The sequence below is a fragment of the Fredinandcohnia quinoae genome, assembly GCF_022427965.1.
In the GTDB taxonomy this organism is placed as follows: Bacteria; Bacillota; Bacilli; order Bacillales; family Bacillaceae_L; genus Ferdinandcohnia; species Ferdinandcohnia quinoae.
In genome coordinates this window covers 253,627-275,479 of sequence record NZ_JAKTTI010000002.1, presented here as the reverse complement: position 1 = coordinate 275,479, position 21,853 = coordinate 253,627, and the positions used below count along the sequence as shown (strand labels likewise).

Below are 21,853 nucleotides of genomic sequence, written 5' to 3'. Positions count from 1 at the left end.
TTTAAGGAGGCGTGAGATGGAGGAAATTTTTTGGTGGACTATATTTCCTTATATTTGTGGCATGATCCTAATTATCGCCACATTTTACCGCTTTACATTTCGAGGGAAAAGCTGGACTGCTCCATCGACAGAAATTTTTGAGAAAAAATGGCTGCGTATAGCGTCGGTCGTCTTTCACTATGGGATTATTTTTGCATTTATCGGACATGTAATGGGTGTTTTAATCCCAATGGAGTTTTATGAATCAATTGGAATAAATGAGCATATGTATCATATTGGTGCTATTGCTGGTGGCGGTATTGCGGGGCTCATGGTTGTATTTGGTCTTGCTTTAATGCTGATCCGTAAGTGGTCATTTCCGAAGGTTCGCGTTCATACTTCATTTGGAGATTATTTTGCGATCATCTTACTGCTCATTATTGCCGGACTGGGGACGTATATGACATTGATCTATAATACGACGGTTGTTTCTTATGAGTATCGGTTGACAATTGGTCCATGGTTTCGAAGCTTATTCACATTCCATCCAAAGTCCGAGTTAATGTTGGGAGTTCCAACCTTGTTCAAAGTGCATATCGTATTGTCGTTTTTATTATTTGCGTCAATTCCATTCACGAAGCTCGTTCATATGTTTAGTTTTCCTGCACGATACCCAACAAGGGCTCCACAACAATATCGATCCCGTAATGGATATAATAAAAATACTCGTTAAACTTATGGGGAAGGCTAGATGCCTTCTCTTTTTTGGCAGTTAAGAAAGTATAACTTTCTTATCCGCATAAGTGCAACTAACGCCTCTGTCTTCGCCTAAAGGCTCGCCAATCGGCGAGTTTTCTTTATTGTTTTGCATGATGGATGGCTGGGCTAAAAAATAAAACTTCAAAATTGACCCTTGTCAATGTTTCCTCCTCCCAATCGCTGTATGATCAAGGTAATAAAACAAAAGGAGGAAAAAGAATGAAAACTGTCACTTTTAAAATGGAAGAACTAACATGCCCAAGCTGCATACAAAAAATAGAAAAGGCATTAACAAATCAAAAAGGTGTAGATCATGTCTCCGTGTTATTCAACTCTGGAAAAGTAAAGGTCGCATATAAAGAAGCAATTGTTACACCAGCATACTTCGCTGGGATATTAAATAAATTAGGCTATCCTGTTCAATCATTAAAAATTGAAAATTAGCGGGGTGGTAATAATGAAACAAATTCAAAAAAAATATCTAGTTATTGTATCAGGAATATTGATCGCGATTGCATTACTTTTAAGGTGGAACGACCAACTGACCTTAGCAAATATATTTCTACTTTTAGCAACAGTAATTGCGGGATACACAATTGTAATGAAAGCAATTCAATCATTACGATTAAAGATAATTAGTATTGAATTACTTGTTACTATTGCTGTAACAGGTGCAATCATCATAGGTGAATATATCGAATCAGCAGCTGTTACATTCCTGTTTTTACTTGGTGCCTATTTAGAATCTAGAACATTAGAAAAAACACGATCCTCTCTAAAATCCTTATTGGAGCTGGCACCTTTACATGCGAGGGTGTTACAAAAAGGAGAAAAGATTCTAATTGCTGCAGAGGATGTGAAGGAAAAGGATACTGTTTTTGTACATTCTGGGGAAAAAATCCCCGTTGATGGAAAAGTACTTGGTGGAAATGCAAGTGTCAACGAAGCTACAATAACCGGTGAAGCAATCCCTGTTCAAAAGGCCAAGGAGGATTCGGTGTATAGTGGTACGATTCTTGATACTGGTTTTCTTGAAATAGAGGCAGTTAAAATTGGAGAAGACACAACCTTTTCAAAGATCCTACAATTAGTAGAGGAAGCACAGGATACAAAAGCGCGCACACAAAAATACTTAGAAAAATTCGCAGCCTATTACACACCGAGTATTCTATTTTTAGCACTTGTCGTCTATCTGTTTACAAAAGATCTAACATTATCGTTAACCTTTTTAGTTATATCTTGCCCAGGTGCGCTTGTGATTTCTGCTCCTGTTTCAATCGTTGCAGGAGTTGGGAATGGAGCAAAGAAAGGAATCCTGATTAAAGGAGGAGAAGTCATGGAAAGCCTCGCGAAGGTTGATGTGATTGCCTTCGATAAAACAGGAACCCTTACGGTAGGTTCACCTGAAGTTTCTACTATTAAAACGTATGGACTATCAAAAAAAGAATTGTTAATCCTGAGTGCAGAAGCGGAAGTTTTTTCTGAACATCATCTTGGTAAAGCGATTGTAAATGAGGCGAAGAAAAACGGATTCATCTTTACGGATAAAGCAAAAGATTTCCAAGTATTAAAAGGAAAAGGAGTTCAAGCAGAAATTAACGGGAATATCATCAAGATAGGTAACCGAAAGTTGATGGAAGAAAACAATATTATTTTATCAAAAGAAATGAACACTCACATTTTCTCAGAAGAAACGATGGGAAGAACAGCTGTAATGATTGCAAAAAATAATAAAATTGTAGGGGTTATCTCAATTTCAGATGAGATACGTTCTGAAGCCCGCATATCGATAGAGAAATTAAAAGAAATTGGTATAAAGAAAATTGTAATGCTCACGGGTGATAATTCGGCAACAGCACAAAAAACAGCACACCAGCTTCAATTAGACGGATACTATGCTGAATTACTTCCAGAACAAAAGGTTCAAATCATCAATCAACTAAAAAAAGAAGGCAATAAAGTGGCAATGGTTGGAGATGGAATCAATGACGCCCCTGCAATCGCAGCAGCAGATGTGGGGATCGCGATGGGTGGTGCGGGTACAGATGTAGCCATGGAAACGGCAGATGTTGTGTTAATGTCTGACCGATTGGATCGGTTGAGTCAAGCGGTAAAACTGGCGAGAGTCACGGTTCAAAATATGAAACAAAATATGTATTTTGCTGTGGCAGTAGTTGCATTTCTGCTAATAGGAGTGCTTGCAAAAACGGTATTTTTAGCCACAGGTATGTTCATTCACGAGGCAAGTGTATTACTCGTTATTCTTAATGCAATTCGACTTGTAAACTATGACAATCAACACAAAACTAGAATAAAACATATTAAGCAATTTTTAATTGAAAAGAAAGTATGAGCAGGAAAAAAATGATTAATACCGGATGAAAGAGTGATGACTATGAAGAAGGTCATAATCATTTATACAAGTATGTCAGGCAATACCGAGATGATGGCCACTGCAATAGCAGATGGCATACAAAAAGCCGGGCTACAGGTTGTTGTGAAGGATAGTTTTGAAGCTATTCCAGATGAAATGCTTGATTATGATGGAATCATGATAGGAAGCTACACATGGGGTGAAGGAGAAATACCTGATGAGTTCCTCGACTTTTATGAGGAGTTGGATGAGCTTGATCTTTCTTCCAAAAGGTGTGCTGTCTTTGGCTCGTGTAGTTCATTATATAGCCATTTTGGTGGTGCAGTTGATTCTTTAAGAGAAAAACTAGTAGAACGTGGTACAGATATTATCCAAGAACCGTTAAAAATAGAACTTACTCCTAATAGTCTAGATCAAGAAATTTGTAAAAAATATGGTGAAGAATTTGGAAGAATTATTTCACAATCATAAGTTTCAAAAATAGGTACAACTTCATGTTGTACTCTTTTTTTGTCTTTCATTATTATAAAGAGAATGCAACAATTATCGTGTAAACACTTTATATGTCTGTTGGCAATTTAATCATATGAAAGTATGGAAGGAGTTTTAATATGAGTATGAGGGTTGGAATAGACCTTGGAGGGACAAATGTAAGAGTGGCCCTTATTAATAAAGAAGGAGCGATACTAGATCTTCTTCAAGCTGCAACTGAAGCCAGTAAAGGGTATAAGCATACGATTAATAAAATGTCTGAAATGATTAATCAAATATGTGATGGTAAGGAGATTGAAGGTATTGGAATTGGCGCACCAGGTCCTTTGGATAACAAGACAGGGGTTATTTTAAGCCCTCCCAATTTGCCAGACTGGGATCATGTGCCAATTGTGAAAATTTTAAAAGAACGTTTTGGGACAACTGTTATTTTGAATAATGATGCAAGTGTAGCTGCACTTGCCGAAGCTAATGTTGGAAGTGGTGTAGGCTATGACTCTGTATATTATTTAACAGTTAGTACTGGCATTGGGGGAGGATTTGTGATTAATAAGCAACTCTTCAATGGAGCACAGGGTTACGCAGCTGAAATTGGCAATATGATTTTAGATCCAAATGGTTATAAGCATAATAACTTAAATAAGGGGTCATTTGAAGGCTTAGCCAGTGGAACTTCAATTGCAAGAAGAGCAACTGAGCAATACGGTATAAAAGGTGGAGCAAAGGAAGTATTCAGACTTGCAGCTGAAGGTCAAACACAAGCGAAACATATTATTGATGATACTGTAGACTATTTGGCAATGGGAATAGCCAACATAGCCCATATCGTGAATCCAGCAATTTTTGTAATGGGTGGTGGTGTTATGGAATCGAAAGAGTTTATCCTTTCTCCTCTTCGAGAAAAGGTTAAGGAATATTTATATCCAGCGTTAGCCGAAACGATAAAAATTGCACCAGCCTCATTAGGAGGAAATGCTGGAGTAATAGGGGCAGCGATGCTAGTTTGATAAAGTGAAACTTCAAACAGTGGGGGGTTGACGGACAGGACGTCAAGCTCTTAGACTGTGTTCAATCTCGAGCTTTTACTGGTAGATATCCCCCACTTTAGTTTGGAAGTGGGGATTTTTACTGTCAGTTAATGTGGAATCGTTATGAATTTTGATAGAAATCGCTTTCGTAAAATAATATTGATTTTTCTGAAAAGTGGGTTTATAATGTGATTGAAAACGGTTTCCATGTGGTATTTTTCATATTTTTTTAACTTTTAAGGAAATCGGTTTCCTAAGTAGGAGGTGGACAAATTCAATATTAAAACCTTTAAGTCGGAACATTTCTATGAAAATTTGTAACTAACAAAGGGGGAGAAACATTTGAAAAATATTAAAAAGTGGCTTGTTCTTGGACTAACACTTGTCCTTGTTGTAGCATTAGCTGCCTGTAATGGAAAATCGACGGACGGTGACGGCGGTAAAGATGGAAAAGATGAAAAAATTACATTAAACTTTTGGACTTTTGGTGCGACTAACTATGAGGATTTGGCGAAGGAATATACGAAGGAAAATCCAAATGTTGTAGTTAAGGTAAAAACTTCCGAAACAGCGGAGCATCATGATGCATTATTCACTGCATTATCAGCTGGCAGCGGTGCACCTGATATTGCGATGTTGGAGCTTGATCAATTAGACCGTTTTAAAGTGGCACAAGACCGTTTTAGTAATTTGTATGATTTAGGTGCAAAAGATGTTCAAGATCAGTATTTAGCTTGGAAATGGGATGTTGGAGCAAATCTAGATGGTGATTTCTTATTCGGATTGCCAACAGATATTGGGCCAAAAGCATTGTATTATCGAGCAGATGTGTTTGAAGCAGCTGGATTGCCAACTGATCCAGATGAAGTAGAAGCATTAATTAATTCAGTCGATGCATTTAAAGCAGCTGGATTACAAGTAAAAGAGAAAACGGGTAAACCATTTATTGATAGTATTGAAATGGCTTTCCGAGCGTACTTAGATGCATCGGAAGAAACATTTTTGAATCCAGATGGTGAATTGATTTTTGATGAAGCAAATAGCCCAGTTAAAAAAGCTTATGACTTTGCAAATGAGATTGACGAAATGGGAATCGTTGGTAACTTTACAATGTGGGAGCCTGAATGGGTCAATGCTGTTAATAAAGGTGAGTTTGCAGCGGCTTTAGGAGCTGGATGGCTAAAAGGTTGGATGGAATCAAATGCACCAGAGGCAGTAGGAAAGTGGAGAGTTGCTAATTTACCTACTGACTTTGCAGCGAACTGGGGAGGCTCATATATTTCAATACCGAATGAAACAGAGCATGCACAAGCTGCATATGATTTTGTTGAATGGCTAGTCAACCCAGAAAATCAATTAAAATCATTCCAAAGCAAGGGATTATTCCCATCTGCTCCAGCAGTATATGATATGGATGAGTTTAAAACAAATGAAGATGAGTTCTTTGGTGGTCAAATCACATCAACTGTATTTGCTGAAGCAGCACAAGATATTAAAGGTTCAATCTTTAAGGGTGAAAAATACTTCCCTGTATATTCGGAAGTGTTAAATGCATTAAGAAATGTACAGAACGGCTCTGATCCAGAAAAAGAATGGGATGATGCGGTAAAACGCGCCCAAGATTTAGTGAAACGCTAATCTAACAATTTTATGGCTGGATATGGTGACTACTCGTCACCATATCCTACTTTTAAAGTGGAACGAGGAGAGAAGATGGATCCTGTATATGAAACAGACAAGAAGGTAAAAAGGAAGAAGGTAAAAGGGAAGAAGTATAGGTCTGAGGAAAAAAAGAATATGATTTCAGGGTATTTGTATATAGCACCCTTCTTCATCATATTTGCCATAATTGGTTTATATCCGGCGTTATTTAGTCTATATTTAGCCTTTCAAAAATGGAATGGACTAAGTTCAATGATGTTTGTTGGGTTAGATAATTTTAAAGTAGTTCTTACCGACCCACTTTTTTGGAAATCTGTTTATAATACGATCATTATTGGTCTAATGGGGACGGCACCACAACTAGTTATTGGAATTATATTAGCATTTTTATTAAATCTATCGTTTCTCCGGTTTAGAAATTTCTTCAGAGTTACGATCTTCATGCCATATATAACATCTATGGTTGCTGTTGCGCTCATATTTAGTGTGTTATTTAGCAATCACGAATCCTCTCTAGCAAACTATACCTTAAGTTTATTTGGGTTAGATCCTGTGAATTGGGGGGCTTCCGAATGGGGAACAAAATTTGCAATCTCTGTTATGGTATTTTGGAGATGGGTTGGATATAATACCATCATTTATCTAGCGGGAATTCAAAGTATCTCTAATGATTTATACGAGGCAGCTACGATTGATGGTGCTAATAAATTTCAACAACTTCTATATATTACAATACCGTTATTAAAGCCATTTATAACACTTACTGTATTCTTTTCGACTGTTGGCGCACTGCAATTATTCTCTGAGCCGACTGTTTTCTTGGGAACAACAGCATTTACAAGGGATGAGGCGATGACGGTAGTCATGTATTTATATCGAGACGCGTTTAGATTACAGTCATTTGGTACAGCATCAGCAACAGCAGTAATACTATTATTTATCATTGTAATCTTTGCAACGATTAATACACTTCTTACATCTGGATATGGTAGGAAGAAGAAAGGAGTAAGTAATGGGTAAGCAAACATCAAAAAAAGGAATTTCTATTGGTAAAGTCTTTATTTACTCATTTTTATCTATTGCTTCACTTCTCTCTTTATTTCCTTTTTACTGGATGTTTATCATGGCAACAAGACCTAGTTCATCATACAGTGCAATTCCTCCAGTCATTACACCCGGGAAATTGTTGGTGGATAATTTCAAAAAGGTTTTAGATGCAATCGATTTTTGGGGAGCAATGTGGAATTCCTTTGTTCTCTGTTCGATTGTTACTATTGTTGTGTTGATGATTAGTTCATTAGCAGGTTTTGCTTTTGCAAAGTTTAAATTTCCAGGAAAAAATGCTCTATTTGTTGCCATTTTATTAACGATGGTCATTCCACCACAGCTTGGGTTAATCCCACAGTATTTTTTAATCGCAAAATCTGGATTTTTAGATACTTTGCCAGGGGTTATGATTTTATTCTTTTTAAATCCTTTAGGGATATTCTTAATGAGGCAATATGTTAGTGAATCTGTGCCAGATGAACTGATTGAAGCAGCAAAATTAGATGGATGCTCTAATTTTAAGATATATCGTAGCATCGTATTGCCGATTATTCTGCCTGCATTTGCAACATTAGGTATTATTGTATTTACTGCGGTGTGGGGAGAATTTTTATGGCAATTCACAATCCTGAGAGATCCAGAAAATTATACAATTCAAGTTGCTTTGGCATCTCTAAGCAATACGTATAATGTAGATTTTGGAATGATTTTATCAGGCGTGTTCTGGGCAACTGTACCACTTATTATCATTTTCTTATTCTTTAACCGATTGTTTATTTCAAGTATTACAGAAGGATCTGTAAAATAAGTGGAATTTCTCAAATTACCGCTAAATTAAATTGCTTCAAAATGTGTTTGTTAGTAATCTAATAAGTAGAAAACTACTATGAAGGCATTAGAAGGGATAAAAATGAACTTAACAATAAAAGATATTGCACAAATGGCAGGAGTTTCTCCAGCGACTGTATCCAAAATAATGAATAACTATGGTGGTATTAGCGTTGAAACAAAAAAGAAAGTGTTAGACATTATTTCCCAAACGGGATACCAGCCGACCTTTTCTGCTAAATCGTTGGCAACCAAAAAGTCAAACCTAATTGGCTTGATTTATGCAGGTAGAGTAAATGTTGAATTTACTCATCCCTTTTTTAATGAAGTAGTAACTTCTTTTAAAAAGAACATTGGCCTTTTAGGATACGATATATTAATGTTTTCAAATGAGCATTTTACTCAAGATAATGGTAGTTATTTAGCTAGATGCAAACATTTTCATGTTGATGGATGTTTAATCATTGCGGGAGAAGAAATTGAGGATGCAATATATGAACTAGCTGAAACTGATTTCCCATGTATGGGGATTGATATTGAATTGAATGGACCACGTTCAAGCTATGTGATGACGGATAATATTAGTTTATCTGGTAAGGTCATTCAGCATCTCTATCTCCACTCGATTAAAAGGATCGGCTATATTGGTGGAAAACGCGATTCTGCGATTGCTATTTTACGTGAAAAAGGATTCTTACAATCAATGAATCAATTAGGACTAGAAGTCAAAGAAGAGTGGATTCAATATGGTGATTTTCATGAGGAAAGTGGCTATAGGGCAATGAAGCAAATACTCAAAGCAAAGTCATATCCTCAGGCGATATATGCAGCATCTGATATGATGGCTTTCGGTGCATTAAGGGCTATTAAGGAAGCTGGACTTAAAGTTCCTGAAGATATTCGTCTGATCGGATGTGACGATATTGATGCTTGCCGCTATAGCGATCCAAAGCTAACAACTGTAAAACAAGATAAGGAGCGTTTAGGAAAACTAGCTGCATATATGTTGAACGATCTAATCAATGGTCAATCTGCATTAAAACCAGTTTTTATAGATTCAGAATTAATGATTAGAGAGTCCTGTGGCAGCCTATCCGATAATGAAAATATCGAATAAAGAGCTAAATACTATAGTGAAGATGAAAAGATAACAACAACGAGGAGGGTGAAGATGTCAATCATTCAATTTTCAAAGGATATGAAATGGGGAGCAGCAACCGCTGCTTACCAAATAGAAGGAGCAGCATTTGAAGATGGAAGAGGATTATCAATTTGGGATACATTTTCGAAAACACCAGGAAAAGTGATAAATGGTGATAATGGCGATGTAGCTTGTGATAGTTATCATCGCTATGAAGAGGATATTCAACTCATGAAAGAGTTAGGTATCGAAATGTACCGATTTTCGGTATCTTGGCCACGGATATTTCCAACAGGTACTGGTGAGGTGAACAAAAAAGGGCTGGATTTCTATCATCGTTTTGTGGATGCATTATTAGAAAATGGCATTGAGCCGATGTGTACTTTATATCATTGGGATCTGCCGCAAGCTCTTCAAGATAAAGGTGGATGGGATAATCGAGAAACAGTTGAAGCATTTGCGGATTATGCTGAGTTGATGTTCAAAGAATTTAATGGAAAGATAAAAATGTGGATTACCATTAATGAACCGTGGTGTGTATCATTTTTATCAAATTATATTGGTGTTCATGCACCTGGTAATCAAGATCTTCAACTCGCAACAACTATTTCACACCATTTATTGCTTGCCCATGGAAAAGCTGTAACTCGTTTTAGGGAATTGGGCATAGAAGGAGAAATAGGTTATGCACCTAATACTGAATGGAATGAACCATTTAGTAATAGACAGGAAGATATTGATGCGTGTAATCGGGGGACAGGTTGGTTTATTGAATGGTTCTTTGACCCAGTATTTAAAGGAAGTTATCCTGAATTTATGGTTAATTGGTTTGAGGAGAAGGGTGTTTCATTAAAAATTGAGGCTGGTGATCTGGAGACAATCAGTCAACCAATTGATTTTGTCGGAATTAATTACTATACAGGAAGTGTAGGTAGATTCAAGCAAGGTGAAGACCTTTTTGACCTAGAGAAAATTGATATTGGTTATGAAAAGACTGATATAGGTTGGAATGTGTATTCGGAAGGCTTCTATAAAGTATTAACTAAAATAAAAGATCAATATGGCGATATCCCAATCTATATTACAGAAAATGGTGCTTGTTATGATGATGATGTCAAAGATGGACAAGTAAAGGATCAAAGGAGAATTGACTATCTGAAGATGCATCTTACTTCTTTAAAACGCAGCATCGATGCGGGCGTGAATATTAAAGGATATTTAACTTGGTCGTTATTAGATAATTTCGAATGGGCGGAAGGTTATGACAAGCGTTTTGGGTTAATTCATATAAATTTCAATACATTAGAAAGAACAAAGAAGGATAGCTATTACTGGTATAAACAAACAATTAATAACGGTTGGTTTGAAATGTTTTATTAAACTTAAAATCCCTTTATGGATCGTATCCATAAGGGGATTTTCAATATTGTCTCAATTATTAATTGATATCTTCCTAGGCTTATAATTAATATCCTCAGAGGAATAAACGGAGATGATCAAGCTTCCGCCAATTGTTTTTGCACGTATTAAGATTGGTTGATTGTACGAATTTTTAAATGTAAAATCTGGACCGTACCAGCTTACAGTAGCATCACGGCCTGGAGGAACATAAGGTACGCGTTTACTATGTGAATATCGCTTTATTATCTCTACTCCGGCTCTATCGACTGCATTAAACAATGTTGATGAAACTTGGCAAATTCCACCACCAATCCCCTCGATTAATTCTCCTTTCACAATTTCGGGAGCAGCTAAATACCCTTTTGCAGTTGTTCGCTTTCCAACAACCTTATTAAAGGAAAATGTTTCATTTGGAAGAATGACATAGTTATTTATTGCTGAAGTTGATAGAGAGATGTTCGTCGAACGTGCTTCATTATTCGAATTAAAATATGTTACATATTGTCCGATTTTCGTTGTTCGAATGGAGGATAAAAGCTCACTGTCTACCTTTGGATAAATGTATTGAACCGGTACTTCAATTGTTAAATCGCCTTTGCTAAAAAGATATGTATAAAAGATTTGCATAAATTTATTTCGATTTAATTTTATGCCAACCTGTTCTTGAATGATTCCACCTGAATTTCCAATTTTTGCATTGACTGGATCTTTATATATTTGTTCATCAAGATAGTCAATAAACTGTGTATATTTTTTTTTGTTAATAATCGGTACACCTGTAAGAGGTGAAGAATAACTCTCTCGGTCTGCAGTTGCAATAGGCTGTCCCTCATATGTAATGACAAGATTTTCTTGAGGCTGAAGTTGTGATACGGAAAGAAGAAGAAAAGTAAGTAGTACAGATTTCATCAGATATCACCACCTTAAACATAGTATTAGATACTTCAATAAATTATATAAAAATAATTTTTTATTCTCTTTAATTTAATTTGTAACAAAGTGTTCAATATTATAAAAAACGCTATAAACCTTGATAACAAAGGTTTTTTGTGGTGTCAATGACAAAAATCACATGTGGAACTTTTTTCCTTACGTGATTTGTAACATTTTTTCACTAAGAAGCGTGTTATCATCATTTACACAGTGTTAAAGTAATTAAAATGTGAACAACATTAAGGGTTTATCAATCGTTCATAATTCAAGAAAAAATTTTCGACAACTTTGTGAAGAAATACACAAAATTGTCACATAAAAAGTTGGAGTGGTTGATAGTCACCACAGAAAGGGGTAAACCATGAAAATAAAATGGTCTATTATAGCAATGGTCATTATGATTGCTACAGTGCTATCAGGATGTGAGCCATTAATGGTCCTAGATCCAAAAGGACCACAAGCAGCTCGACAAGCGCGTGATATATTGCTTTCTATTGGAATCATGTCTGTAGTAGGTATAATTGTATTTGCAATTTTAATCTTTATTTTAATTAAATATCGTGCTTCAAAAATGGGTAATGATTATGAGCCACCACATATTGAAGGTAATACCTGGGTTGAAGCTATTTGTGTTGGTATCCCAATACTAATTGTTGCTTACTTTTCTTTTGTTTCGGTTCAAAGTAACTATATTGTTGAATCTGCACCAAAAGGCTATGATAATGAACCATTGGTTATATATGCGTCATCCTCTGATTGGAAATGGCATTTTAGTTATCCTGAAGAAGGAATTGAAACAGTTAACTACTTGAACATTCCAACAGATCGACCACTTGAATTTAGACTTTATTCATACGGACCGATTACGAGTTTTTGGATTCCTCAGCTTGGTGGGCAAAAATATGCCATGTCTGATATGATCACAACTTTACACCTTGCTGCTGATGAAGTAGGTGAATATATGGGACGTAACGCAAACTTCAGTGGTAAAGGATTTGCTGAAAATATGTTCGATGTTAAAGCAATGACTCAAGCTGATTTTGATGATTGGGTAAATGAAGTTAAAGAGCGTGAAAAACCTTTAACAGAGGAAAAGTTTGAAGAATTATTAAAACCAGGGCATCTTGGTCGCATGACTTTTACAGGAACACATTTAGAGTTTATGCCACCACCGGGTGATCACAGCGAACATAATAAAAAATCTAACAAATCAAATGAAGAACATGATGAGCATTCATCAGAATCAGAGTCTTCAATGGACCATAGTGAAATGAATATGGATCATAGTGACCATTAAAAATATTTGGATTAAGACTTTGAATGAATCAATTGTTTTGATAAAAAGTGAAATACATTTCCCGAAAGGAGTTAATAAGGATGGATTTCTTTGATCGTTTTGCCATTCCTCATGCAAGTCCTGCGATATATGCATCTATGGTTGCGATTGGTCTTACTGTAATCGCAATTATCGCTGGATTAACCTATTTTAAAAAATGGGGTTATTTATGGCGTGAATGGCTAACAACTGTTGACCATAAACGTATCGGTATTATGTATTTAATATCAGCATTGCTTATGTTATTCCGAGGCGGTGTGGACGCTATCATGATGCGTGCTCAGCTAGCTGTACCGGATAATACATTATTAGATTCACAGCATTATAATGAGGTATTCACAACACACGGGGTTGTAATGATAATGTTTATGGCGATGCCATTTATCTTTTCTTTCATGAACCTCCTTGTACCTTTACAAATTGGTGCTCGTGATGTTGCTTTCCCACGATTGAATGCAATTAGTTTCTGGTTATTCTTTATGGGAGCAATGTTATTTAACATTTCTTTCGTAATTGGTGGCTCACCTGATGCTGGTTGGACATCATATTTCCCACTAGCGGGTACAGAATTTAGTAAATCTGTAGGAACGAACTATTATATGTTAGCTTTACAAATATCCGGTCTCGGTTCGTTAATGACGGGTATCAACATGCTAACGACGATTTTCAAAATGAGAGCACCTGGCATGACGCTAATGAAAATGCCGATGTTTACTTGGTCTGCGTTAGTTGCTAATGCGATTATTACTGCTGTCTTCCCAGTATTAACAGTAGCACTTGCAATGGGAACAATGGACCGACTATTTGGAACGAACTTCTTTACAACAAGTAATGGCGGTATGGATATGCTCTGGGCAAACCTATTCTGGGTTTGGGGACATCCGGAAGTATATATATTAATATTACCTGCGTTCGGATTATATAGTGAGATTATTTCAACATTCTCAAGCCGTAACCTATATGGTTATAAATCAATGGTTGCTTCAATGGTAATCATCTCATTCTTATCATGTCTCGTTTGGGCTCACCACTTCTTCACAATGGGCCAAGGAGCATTAGCAAACAGCTTCTTCTCGATTACAACGATGGCAATCGCTGTACCGACAGGAGTTAAAATTTTCAACTGGTTATTCACGATGTGGAAAGGGAAAATCCGCTTTACAGTTCCAATGCTGTATTCAGTAGGTTTTATTCCGTTGTTCACAATTGGTGGGATGACAGGGGTAATGCTTGCGATGTCAGCAGCTGACTATCAATATCATAATACGATGTTCTTAGTTGCCCACTTCCACAATACAATTATTCCTGGTGTTGTATTTGCAATGCTTGCTGGACTTACGTATTACTGGCCAAAAATGTTTGGTTTCATGCTTAACGAAAGAATTGGAAAATGGGCATTCTGGTTCCTATCTATTGGATTTGTGTTAGCATTCTTCCCGATGTATCTAACAGGTTTAGATGGTCAAGCACGTCGTATGTACACATATTCTGAGGCGACTGGTTATGGAATGATGAATATGATTTCCTTTATCGGTGCTGGGTTAATGGCAATTAGTTTTGCGTTGATTGCGTATAATGTTTACTATAGTATCCGCTACTCACCAAGAAACATTGGTAGCGATCCATGGGATGCACGTTCACTAGAATGGTCAACTCATTTGCCAACTCCTGAATATAACTTTGCGATCACACCGCATGTAAATTCAGATCAACCATTCTGGGATTATAAGAAAAAAGGTCATAACTTATTCCCTGGAAAAATAGAAAAAATTCATATGCCAAATAATAGTGGTTTACCATTTATAATGAGTAGTATTTTCTTTGTTTGGGGCTTTTCATTTGTATTCGCGATTTGGCCACTTCTAATTATTGCAACGATCGGTATTTTTGCATGTATGGCGTATCGTTCATTTGAAAAAGACCATGGACGTTATATATCAGTAGAAGAAATTAAGGAAACTGAAGAGAAATTAGGGGGTGCTAAGCTATGAAAATAGATAACTCTCAGCCTCTTGAATATAGTACAAGTCAAAATCAATTTAATATTTTTGGCTTCTGGATTTTCCTAGGTGCAGAAATCATGCTTTTTGCAACATTGTTCACGTCTTATTTTACGTTAGAGCATCGAACTGGTAGTGGACCATCTGGCGCAGAGATTTTCAATATTACACCAGTACTTATTGAAACATTTGTCCTTTTAACAAGTAGTTTTGTAATTGGACTTGGAATTCATGCGATGCGCTTAGGAAAGAAGAAAGCGATGATGACTTTCTTCGGAATCACGCTTGCTCTTGGTTTAATATTCTTAGGTGTGGAAATCTATGAATTCGTTGAATATGTTCATATTGGAGCAGGTCTTCAAACAAGTGCATTTACTGCAATTCTATTAACAACATTAGGGACACACGGATTACACGTAACCTTTGGATTGGTTTGGGGAACTTTTATCCTAATCCAAGTGAAAAAGAATGGCTTAACTCCAGAAACAGCGAATAAATCATTCATCTTTTCTCTGTACTGGCATTTCTTAGATGTAGTCTGGATCTTCATCTTCAGCTTCATCTATTTGAAAGGAATGATGTAAGCATGAAGGAATTATTTCCACGTAAACAGATAATGGGTTTTGTGTCTTCGTTGATTTTAACTGCGGTTGCGTTGGTTGTGTACTTTATGGATATGTCATTTACCGCAGGGATAACGGTTTTAATTATTACTGCATTCATCCAAGCGGCATTGCAATTAGTAGTGTTCATGCATGCAGGAGAAACAGATGATAAAGGTGCAATCTATGCGAATGTGTACTTCATGATGGTAATCGCCATTGTTACAGTATTTGGAACATTACTTCTATTCCTCTGGGATATGTAAGAAGTTTGGTTCTGAGTTAGAGAAACTGAATTCACAATCACATATTTTCGGATAAAATTTTACAGAAAAACGCAGAGGTTCAAGCATCCTCTGCGTTTTTTATTTAAATAGATGACCTGTCATTAATTGAGTAACTAGCAAAAGAAAAATAAGCGGATTTTTTCCTGTTAAACGCTTAATGTAGCTCGTTATAGGGTAAATAGCGGAAAATTTTCCTCCTATACAAAGAAAAATGTCCTATTTTTGCATTTTTTAAAGCAATAAGCGGAATTTCTCCGTCTATTTATGTGTTTTTTAATGATAATTACGAATTAAGCGGAAATTTTCCGCCTATTTAATAGATTGGGTGCTTGACTTGCTCCACCAACCAATAAGAGCGAAGCTTAAATACTATCTGAACTTAACTTCCTAACCAAAATGTACGTTCCATATATTTAGATAAGATTCTTTTGAGATTTCTCAGTCATTTCTTCTGTTGCAACTAAGAACATCCCCATTAAAAAGATGAAAACTGCTCCAACAATTGTTCCGATTCCTATTGGAGTCAACGTACTGGAACCGCTATCAAAAAAGCCAAGTGAAAAAATAACTATCCCGATAATAAGTACCGTTGCGCCAACATATTTCACAGCATTAATCATTTTTAGTTTTGATTCCATTTCATTCATCCCCTTTACATATATTATTCACTTTGTTCACAAATTCGTCAATAATTTTTCAAAAATTATTCAAAAATGTTTATTGACAAATAGGTTATTATAAATTCGCTTGAAATAATATCTGGATTTGAAGCAAGACTTGTAGCAGAATATACAAGTACTTAAAAATAAGGGGATGAAGGAATGGATGCTGTTTTTAAGATGGAAAATATGATATTCAATTACAGAGTAGTAGGAGTTTGGATTGAGAATGGACATGTTCTTTTGCATAAACAAGTAAAAGGTGAACATTGGGCGCTTCCCGGGGGAAGAGTTCAGGTTATGGAGGATTCTAAAACAGCTCTGAAAAGAGAGATTAAAGAGGAACTTGGACAATCTGTAATCGTTCATGATCTACTCTGGATTACCGAGAATTTTTTTGAATATAATCATATTCCTTTTCACGAAATAGGTCTTTATTACCGTATCTCATCAGAAGATAATAACCCATTCTATAGGAATGAGTCATTTTTTGGACTTGAAGGAGATAGGCTCATATATGAATGGTTTCCAATAAATGAGCTTGAAAAAATTGGATTATATCCTGAATTCTTAAAAACATCAATGAAGGACATTCCAACAAGTCCTAAACACCTTATTATTACGCAAAATTAATATAAGTCATTATTCATTCCATAATCTGGCCACTGTAATATCAAGTCGTTGTATGAGCATAATAAAAATCATTATGATAAGATGAAGAAAATCTTGTAATGAGGTGTTAACATGAAAATAGAAGTATGGTCAGATTTTGTTTGTCCATTTTGTTATATAGGAAAGCGTCGCTTAGAGCTTGCGCTTGAACAATTCCCAAATCGTGATCAAGTTGAGGTGGAATTTAAAAGCTTCGAACTTGATCCAAATTCGCAAGTTTTTTCAGGTAAAAATATACATGAAGCTATTGCAGCAAAGTATGGTATAAGCTTGGAAGAAGCAAAACGAGCAAATGCTGGGATTGGGCAACAGGCAGCAAGCGTTGGCTTAACCTTCAATTTTGACGATATGAAGCCAACGAATACATTTGATGCTCATCGCTTAGCGAAACTTGCGAAGTCACATGGTAAAGAAAAAGAACTAACTGAGAAGCTACTGTATTCGTATTTCACAGAATCAAAAAACCTAAGTGACCAAGATACTTTAATCGAAATTACAGATTCTGTTGGTTTAGATACAGAAGAGGTTAAAAGTGTTTTAGAGGATAAAACAAAATTCTCAAATGATGTACGTATTGATGAAGCACTAGCTCAACAAATTGGCGTTACCGGTGTTCCATTCTTCGTAATTAATCAAAAATACTCCATCTCAGGTGCACAGCCTACGGAAACATTTTTAGGTGCCCTTCAGCAAGTGTGGCAAGAGGAGAACCCAGCACCAAAACTAAAAGACCTTTCCGGTGATAACTCGGCAGCTGTTTGTACAGATGATAGCTGTATAATACCTGAAAAATAAATTAAAGACATAAAGAAGTGTGAAACCTATATTGGGTTTTGCACTTCTTTTTTTGCTGTCAGGAAGGGATTTCCATTAGGAATTGAGAATATATGTAATTGTAACCTTACAAAAGGAGTGAATTTGAAATTCAACTTAATTTACCTATTATAATAACGGGACTTTTAGCATGGCTAGTAATTGGCCTTTTGGCGTTTCGAATTTATAAAAAGCAAACGAATAAGCCAAAGATATGGAAGACCATCATCGTTATTTGGGTCGGACTTTTTTCCTTCTCATTTAATTGGACAGTGTTTGATGAGATGATCAAAATTGCCATCTTGCCACTCGGTGTTTGGATATTAATGATGATCCTCAAAAGAAGGGAAGGGCGATGGGAAAAATACCGTACATACGCGTGGCTAGGCTTCCTAGGGAATTTTATTTTCCTGATCTCAACATTGGTCTCAATCCCATTACATCATCTTTTATACCCAGTTGATAAACCAACAACATATCTTTCAAAAATTGAAAATGATGCAACTGTTATACATATACATCCTTCAGCAACGAACATTACATTAAACAAAAAGAGCCTATTAGAGCAAATACCAACGATGAAAGAAACTGAAATTTTCAGTGATGTATGGTATAGAAAGACATATATGAGCGAGGACCCTACAAAAAGGAAGGAACGATTTCCATATCAGCTTATTGGAACAGAGGCAAAATGGGGGAGTGGTCTAAAAACTCTCATTTTTCTTGAAGAAGATGGAAAGGGAATTTTGATTTCAACGGCTAAAAAGCAAATTTATTTTCGGTCCGATGCCTCATTCTTTGGAGGTGGCAAATAATGAAGTGGAAAAAGCAAATACTCATTTTTACTGGAGCTAGTTCATTAATAATTCTTTCTATCATTATCTATGTCTATTATTTTTCCAATCCAAGTGAATTTCCTAGTGATCGAAATTTGGTGAGTGAAATGAATCAACTATATCCAGAAGCAAACGTAAGTAAAATTCAAGACACGGTAATCATTGACGAAAAGCATATATTTGTCCCTTTTATTTCAAACGATGATCTATATGGTACAAGCTTTTGGGAATGGAAAAAGCGACGCTGGGAGCCAATTTCAATAAATTCAGTCGGGGAACCCCGTATTTGGATGATTAATAAGAGCAACCCATCAACCTATCATTTAGTATGGAATATTCATCCTGATGATAAAATGAATTATTTCAAATTTTATTTGATTCAAGACAGAAGTTACCACATTACATTAGGAGTTCATAATTATCAACCTAGAATTCAAATGGAAAAGAAGATCACTTTTGAGGGTGATACATATGGAACGATGCAATTGCCAAAAGATTGGAGTTCAATTATAGACTCATTAGAGAAGGTATCCAGCAACAACTTTTTTTTAACGGGAGACTTTTTCCAGAATAAGGACTTCTATTTTGGCTGGAATCCCTATGGTCATTCTAATAAAGAATACTTTCCAGAAAGATCTGTTAACGGCATTAGCTTTTCAACAGGGGGAATTTTTGAACATGTTTCAATTTTATCTGAAGAAGGACTTGAACTTCCGTAAAAGGCAAGATTCCTACACTAAGAGAAGCTATTTTTAATACAAAATGAATAGTAATATTATAGACAAGGACTAACAAAATAAAAAAGGGGTGTTTCCATGTTCCCAGGTGATGCAATGTTTACGTTTGCACCGATTTTTATCGGAATTATTTTTGTCATAGTTATTGGATCAATAATTGTGAATGCTATAAAAGGGGTTGGTCAGTGGAAAAAGAATGAGGAGTCCCCTAGATTAACTGTTCCTGCGGTAGTTAAAACAAAACGGTCTGATGTTAGACGCCGCACGAATCATCATGATAATCACCACCACCATAGCAGTACGACAATCTACTATGTTACATTTGAATTTGATAGTGGTGATCGTACGGAATTTAAGATTTCTGGAAGTGAATATGGACAATTGGCAGAGGGGGATTCTGGAAAATTAACATTCCAAGGAACGAGATACTTAGGATTTGAAAGAAATTATGAACCTTCACTCTAACAATCTAGCAAAAAAGGAATTATGTCGATTAACATCGAATATATTGATTAAGATAAAGGAACCTAGCTGAATAGCAAACCTTCAGGGATGAGACAGAAGCGTGGTTAAATTTATGGGTATGTATCAGGTTAGCCAAAATAAGAGGAGGATTACAACATGACGGTTGAACAATTTTTAGAAGAGCAAAATAAAGCAATTAGAGATTTGCATATTACGGGTTCAGAAAGCTCTTGGATGGCTGCAACCACTGGGGAGGATGAATGGAATAAGAAAAATGCTGAAGCCGAAACAGCATATAATCTGTATTTCTCGGATCCAGAACGTTTTCAACAAGTAAAGACATATCTTAGCAAAGATGTAAATCCAGAACAGAAACGTCAATTAGAAATATTATATTTGAAAATGATAGAAAATCAGATTCCAGAAAAAGATTTGAAAGAAATGGTTGAACTATCAACAGAGCTAATTGGCGTCTTTAATACATATCGTGCAACGATAGACGGTAAACCTGTTTCAGAAAATGATGTTCGTGAAATATTAATTAAGAGTAATAACCTAGAAGAACGTGAGAATGCTTGGCATGCAAGTAAGCTGATTGGGAAAGAAGTGGAAGAAAAACTATTGAAATTAGTTAAAAAGCGAAATGAAACAGCTCGTTCACTAGGATATGAAAACTTCCACCAAATGAGCTTTGAACTACAAGAGCTGGACCGTAATGAGGTATTCAGCATTTTCACCAAGTTAAAGGAAATATCTGAAGAACCATTCCGCGAGTTAAAGCTGGAGCTGGACGAAGAGTTAGCAGAACGATTTGGAATTACGATAGATGAACTGCGCCCTTGGCATTATGCAGACCCATTTTTCCAAGAAGTGCCGCCAATGAAGGATTTGGATTTAGATCCTTTTTATGAAGGGAAGAATCTTGAGGATTTAACGATTGAAACATTCGAAAACATGGGTATGGATATCATAGATATGATTGAGAAAAGTGATTTGTATCCACGTGATAAGAAAAATCAGCATGCATTTTGTACTGAAATCGATCGTTTAGGTGATGTACGAGTACTTTGTAATAATGTATCGTCAGATTATTGGTCAACGACGATGCTGCATGAATTTGGTCATGCTGTTTATTTTAAGTATGTGGATCAGGAGCTTCCATTCCTACTGCGAACTTGTGCACATACATTAACAACCGAAGCGATCGCGATGTTATATGGCCGCTATAGTAAAAATCCAGTATGGCTTCACCAATTTTTAGGGTTGGATAAAGAACAAGTAGAAGAATTAACACCATTAATTGAAAAGTCTTTACGTCGCCAAATGCTAATTGCATGTCGTTGGATTATGACATTCTCATTCTTTGAACGTGAAATATATGAAAATCCAGATCAAGATTTAAATCGTTTATGGTGGAAAATCGTCAAGGATATTCAGTTTGTCAATCCACCAGAGAATCAAGATTACCCACATTGGGCAGCGAAAATTCATTTTACATTAGTACCGGTGTATTACCAAAACTATTTATTAGGTGAATTAACAACATCACAGCTTCAATCATATATTGACAAGAATATCTCATCTGACACTTTTACAGCTAAGGTTGGGGAATATTTAATTAATGAATATTTTAAACCAGGTGCTCTTTATCCTTGGAATGAAAAAATTGAAAGAGCGACTGGCGAAAAATTAAATCCACAGCATTTTGTTGATCAATTTGTGACGGATAAATAATCAAAAAAATGAGAGGAGCTTTTTTCTCTCATTTTTTTATTGTAAGAGGTTGCCTCTGTTTGCAAAAG

22 protein-coding genes are annotated in these 21,853 nt (G+C 36.0%); 20 read left to right on the top strand and 2 right to left on the bottom strand.

The genetic code is table 11. The annotated features are described in order from the left end of the window. Positions 1-16: 16 nt before the first annotated feature. From narI to MJG50_RS03135, 10 genes are all read left to right on the top strand, one after another. Entirely contained in the window at positions 17-712 is a 696-nt protein-coding gene (narI, locus tag MJG50_RS03180; protein ID WP_240252603.1) for a respiratory nitrate reductase subunit gamma, read from the top strand. Positions 713-957: 245 nt separating this feature from the next. Then, positions 958-1,182, top strand: coding sequence for a heavy-metal-associated domain-containing protein (locus tag MJG50_RS03175; RefSeq protein ID WP_240252602.1), 225 nt, complete (start codon positions 958-960; stop codon positions 1,180-1,182). 13 nt (positions 1,183-1,195) lie between these two features. Further along, positions 1,196-3,091: a heavy metal translocating P-type ATPase gene (locus MJG50_RS03170; protein ID WP_240252601.1), complete on the top strand. Its 1,896-nt coding sequence runs from the start codon at positions 1,196-1,198 to the stop codon at positions 3,089-3,091. Between the two features lie 42 nt (positions 3,092-3,133). After that, positions 3,134-3,583 (top strand): flavodoxin, encoded by a 450-nt coding sequence (locus MJG50_RS03165; RefSeq protein WP_240252600.1) that lies wholly within the window; start codon positions 3,134-3,136, stop codon positions 3,581-3,583. Positions 3,584-3,723: 140 nt separating this feature from the next. Beyond that, positions 3,724-4,611 (top strand): ROK family protein, encoded by an 888-nt coding sequence (locus MJG50_RS03160; RefSeq protein ID WP_240252599.1) that lies wholly within the window; start codon positions 3,724-3,726, stop codon positions 4,609-4,611. Between the two features lie 363 nt (positions 4,612-4,974). Then, entirely contained in the window at positions 4,975-6,270 is a 1,296-nt protein-coding gene (locus MJG50_RS03155) for an ABC transporter substrate-binding protein (RefSeq protein ID WP_240252592.1), read from the top strand. A gap of 75 nt (positions 6,271-6,345) precedes the next feature. Next, entirely contained in the window at positions 6,346-7,314 is a 969-nt protein-coding gene (locus MJG50_RS03150) for a carbohydrate ABC transporter permease (RefSeq protein ID WP_240252677.1), read from the top strand. Further along, the gene (locus MJG50_RS03145) at positions 7,307-8,149 is read left to right on the top strand and encodes a carbohydrate ABC transporter permease (RefSeq protein ID WP_240252590.1); all 843 of its coding nucleotides are present in this window, start codon (positions 7,307-7,309) and stop codon (positions 8,147-8,149) included. Before MJG50_RS03150 ends, MJG50_RS03145 begins: the two co-directional genes overlap by 8 nt. A gap of 102 nt (positions 8,150-8,251) precedes the next feature. Further along, a complete protein-coding gene (locus tag MJG50_RS03140) occupies positions 8,252-9,286 on the top strand; it encodes a LacI family DNA-binding transcriptional regulator (RefSeq protein WP_240252588.1) in 1,035 nt (344 codons plus the stop codon). Between the two features lie 54 nt (positions 9,287-9,340). Then, positions 9,341-10,690, top strand: a complete 1,350-nt coding sequence (locus MJG50_RS03135) for a GH1 family beta-glucosidase (protein ID WP_240252587.1) — start codon at positions 9,341-9,343, stop codon at positions 10,688-10,690. A gap of 51 nt (positions 10,691-10,741) precedes the next feature. Here the strand turns inward: MJG50_RS03135 and MJG50_RS03130 are convergent, their stop codons facing one another. Continuing rightward, positions 10,742-11,620, bottom strand: a complete 879-nt coding sequence (locus tag MJG50_RS03130) for a VanW family protein (RefSeq protein ID WP_240252585.1) — start codon at positions 11,618-11,620, stop codon at positions 10,742-10,744. A 385-nt stretch (positions 11,621-12,005) separates the two neighbouring features. Between MJG50_RS03130 and qoxA the strand changes: the two genes are divergently transcribed. The 4 genes from qoxA to qoxD all read left to right on the top strand — a co-directional run bounded on the left by qoxA (position 12,006) and on the right by qoxD (position 15,848). Then, on the top strand, positions 12,006-12,941 hold the full coding sequence (qoxA, locus tag MJG50_RS03125; RefSeq protein ID WP_240252584.1) for a cytochrome aa3 quinol oxidase subunit II: 936 nt from the start codon (positions 12,006-12,008) through the stop codon (positions 12,939-12,941). An 80-nt stretch (positions 12,942-13,021) separates the two neighbouring features. After that, a complete protein-coding gene (gene qoxB / locus MJG50_RS03120) occupies positions 13,022-14,971 on the top strand; it encodes a cytochrome aa3 quinol oxidase subunit I (RefSeq protein ID WP_240252583.1) in 1,950 nt (649 codons plus the stop codon). Beyond that, the gene (locus tag MJG50_RS03115) at positions 14,968-15,564 is read left to right on the top strand and encodes a cytochrome (ubi)quinol oxidase subunit III (RefSeq protein ID WP_240252582.1); all 597 of its coding nucleotides are present in this window, start codon (positions 14,968-14,970) and stop codon (positions 15,562-15,564) included. The genes qoxB and MJG50_RS03115 overlap by 4 nt, the downstream gene beginning before the upstream one ends. Positions 15,565-15,566: 2 nt before the next feature. Further along, a complete protein-coding gene (gene qoxD, locus MJG50_RS03110) occupies positions 15,567-15,848 on the top strand; it encodes a cytochrome aa3 quinol oxidase subunit IV (RefSeq protein WP_240252581.1) in 282 nt (93 codons plus the stop codon). Positions 15,849-16,282: 434 nt separating this feature from the next. Here qoxD and MJG50_RS03105 read toward each other — a convergent pair whose 3' ends face one another. Further along, positions 16,283-16,507 (bottom strand): hypothetical protein, encoded by a 225-nt coding sequence (locus tag MJG50_RS03105; protein WP_240252579.1) that lies wholly within the window; start codon positions 16,505-16,507, stop codon positions 16,283-16,285. A 183-nt stretch (positions 16,508-16,690) separates the two neighbouring features. On the opposite strand from MJG50_RS03105, the gene MJG50_RS03100 reads away from it, so the two are divergent. The 6 genes from MJG50_RS03100 (at position 16,691) to MJG50_RS03075 (ending at position 21,785) form a co-directional block, all read left to right on the top strand. After that, a complete protein-coding gene (locus tag MJG50_RS03100) occupies positions 16,691-17,161 on the top strand; it encodes an NUDIX hydrolase (protein ID WP_240252577.1) in 471 nt (156 codons plus the stop codon). A 111-nt stretch (positions 17,162-17,272) separates the two neighbouring features. Continuing rightward, positions 17,273-17,995 (top strand): DsbA family oxidoreductase, encoded by a 723-nt coding sequence (locus MJG50_RS03095; RefSeq protein ID WP_240252575.1) that lies wholly within the window; start codon positions 17,273-17,275, stop codon positions 17,993-17,995. 188 nt (positions 17,996-18,183) lie between these two features. Beyond that, a complete protein-coding gene (locus MJG50_RS03090; RefSeq protein ID WP_240252573.1) occupies positions 18,184-18,828 on the top strand; it encodes a hypothetical protein in 645 nt (214 codons plus the stop codon). Further along, entirely contained in the window at positions 18,828-19,568 is a 741-nt protein-coding gene (locus tag MJG50_RS03085; protein WP_240252572.1) for a hypothetical protein, read from the top strand. The genes MJG50_RS03090 and MJG50_RS03085 overlap by 1 nt, the downstream gene beginning before the upstream one ends. 96 nt (positions 19,569-19,664) lie before the next feature. Beyond that, on the top strand, positions 19,665-20,051 hold the full coding sequence (locus tag MJG50_RS03080) for a DUF2500 domain-containing protein (protein ID WP_240252571.1): 387 nt from the start codon (positions 19,665-19,667) through the stop codon (positions 20,049-20,051). Between the two features lie 156 nt (positions 20,052-20,207). Continuing rightward, positions 20,208-21,785 carry a M2 family metallopeptidase gene (locus MJG50_RS03075; protein WP_240252570.1) on the top strand — a complete coding sequence of 526 codons (1,578 nt, stop codon included), beginning with the start codon at positions 20,208-20,210 and terminating at the stop codon, positions 21,783-21,785. Positions 21,786-21,853: the final 68 nt, after the last annotated feature.

What these genes read in the sequence shown, in the direction of transcription:
- narI (WP_240252603.1), top strand. Translation starts at nt 17, where the DNA reads ATGGAGGAAATTTTTTGGTGGACTATATTTCCTTATATTTGTGGCATG.
- MJG50_RS03175 (WP_240252602.1), top strand. Translation starts at nt 958, where the DNA reads ATGAAAACTGTCACTTTTAAAATGGAAGAACTAACATGCCCAAGCTGC.
- MJG50_RS03170 (WP_240252601.1), top strand. Translation starts at nt 1,196, where the DNA reads ATGAAACAAATTCAAAAAAAATATCTAGTTATTGTATCAGGAATATTG.
- MJG50_RS03165 (WP_240252600.1), top strand. Translation starts at nt 3,134, where the DNA reads ATGAAGAAGGTCATAATCATTTATACAAGTATGTCAGGCAATACCGAG.
- MJG50_RS03160 (WP_240252599.1), top strand. Translation starts at nt 3,724, where the DNA reads ATGAGTATGAGGGTTGGAATAGACCTTGGAGGGACAAATGTAAGAGTG.
- MJG50_RS03150 (WP_240252677.1), top strand. Translation starts at nt 6,346, where the DNA reads ATGGATCCTGTATATGAAACAGACAAGAAGGTAAAAAGGAAGAAGGTA.
- MJG50_RS03145 (WP_240252590.1), top strand. Translation starts at nt 7,307, where the DNA reads ATGGGTAAGCAAACATCAAAAAAAGGAATTTCTATTGGTAAAGTCTTT.
- MJG50_RS03140 (WP_240252588.1), top strand. Translation starts at nt 8,252, where the DNA reads ATGAACTTAACAATAAAAGATATTGCACAAATGGCAGGAGTTTCTCCA.
- MJG50_RS03135 (WP_240252587.1), top strand. Translation starts at nt 9,341, where the DNA reads ATGTCAATCATTCAATTTTCAAAGGATATGAAATGGGGAGCAGCAACC.
- MJG50_RS03130 (WP_240252585.1), bottom strand. Translation starts at nt 11,620, where the DNA reads ATGAAATCTGTACTACTTACTTTTCTTCTTCTTTCCGTATCACAACTT.
- qoxA (WP_240252584.1), top strand. Translation starts at nt 12,006, where the DNA reads ATGAAAATAAAATGGTCTATTATAGCAATGGTCATTATGATTGCTACA.
- qoxB (WP_240252583.1), top strand. Translation starts at nt 13,022, where the DNA reads ATGGATTTCTTTGATCGTTTTGCCATTCCTCATGCAAGTCCTGCGATA.
- MJG50_RS03115 (WP_240252582.1), top strand. Translation starts at nt 14,968, where the DNA reads ATGAAAATAGATAACTCTCAGCCTCTTGAATATAGTACAAGTCAAAAT.
- qoxD (WP_240252581.1), top strand. Translation starts at nt 15,567, where the DNA reads ATGAAGGAATTATTTCCACGTAAACAGATAATGGGTTTTGTGTCTTCG.
- MJG50_RS03105 (WP_240252579.1), bottom strand. Translation starts at nt 16,507, where the DNA reads ATGGAATCAAAACTAAAAATGATTAATGCTGTGAAATATGTTGGCGCA.
- MJG50_RS03100 (WP_240252577.1), top strand. Translation starts at nt 16,691, where the DNA reads ATGGATGCTGTTTTTAAGATGGAAAATATGATATTCAATTACAGAGTA.
- MJG50_RS03095 (WP_240252575.1), top strand. Translation starts at nt 17,273, where the DNA reads ATGAAAATAGAAGTATGGTCAGATTTTGTTTGTCCATTTTGTTATATA.
- MJG50_RS03085 (WP_240252572.1), top strand. Translation starts at nt 18,828, where the DNA reads ATGAAGTGGAAAAAGCAAATACTCATTTTTACTGGAGCTAGTTCATTA.
- MJG50_RS03080 (WP_240252571.1), top strand. Translation starts at nt 19,665, where the DNA reads ATGTTCCCAGGTGATGCAATGTTTACGTTTGCACCGATTTTTATCGGA.
- MJG50_RS03075 (WP_240252570.1), top strand. Translation starts at nt 20,208, where the DNA reads ATGACGGTTGAACAATTTTTAGAAGAGCAAAATAAAGCAATTAGAGAT.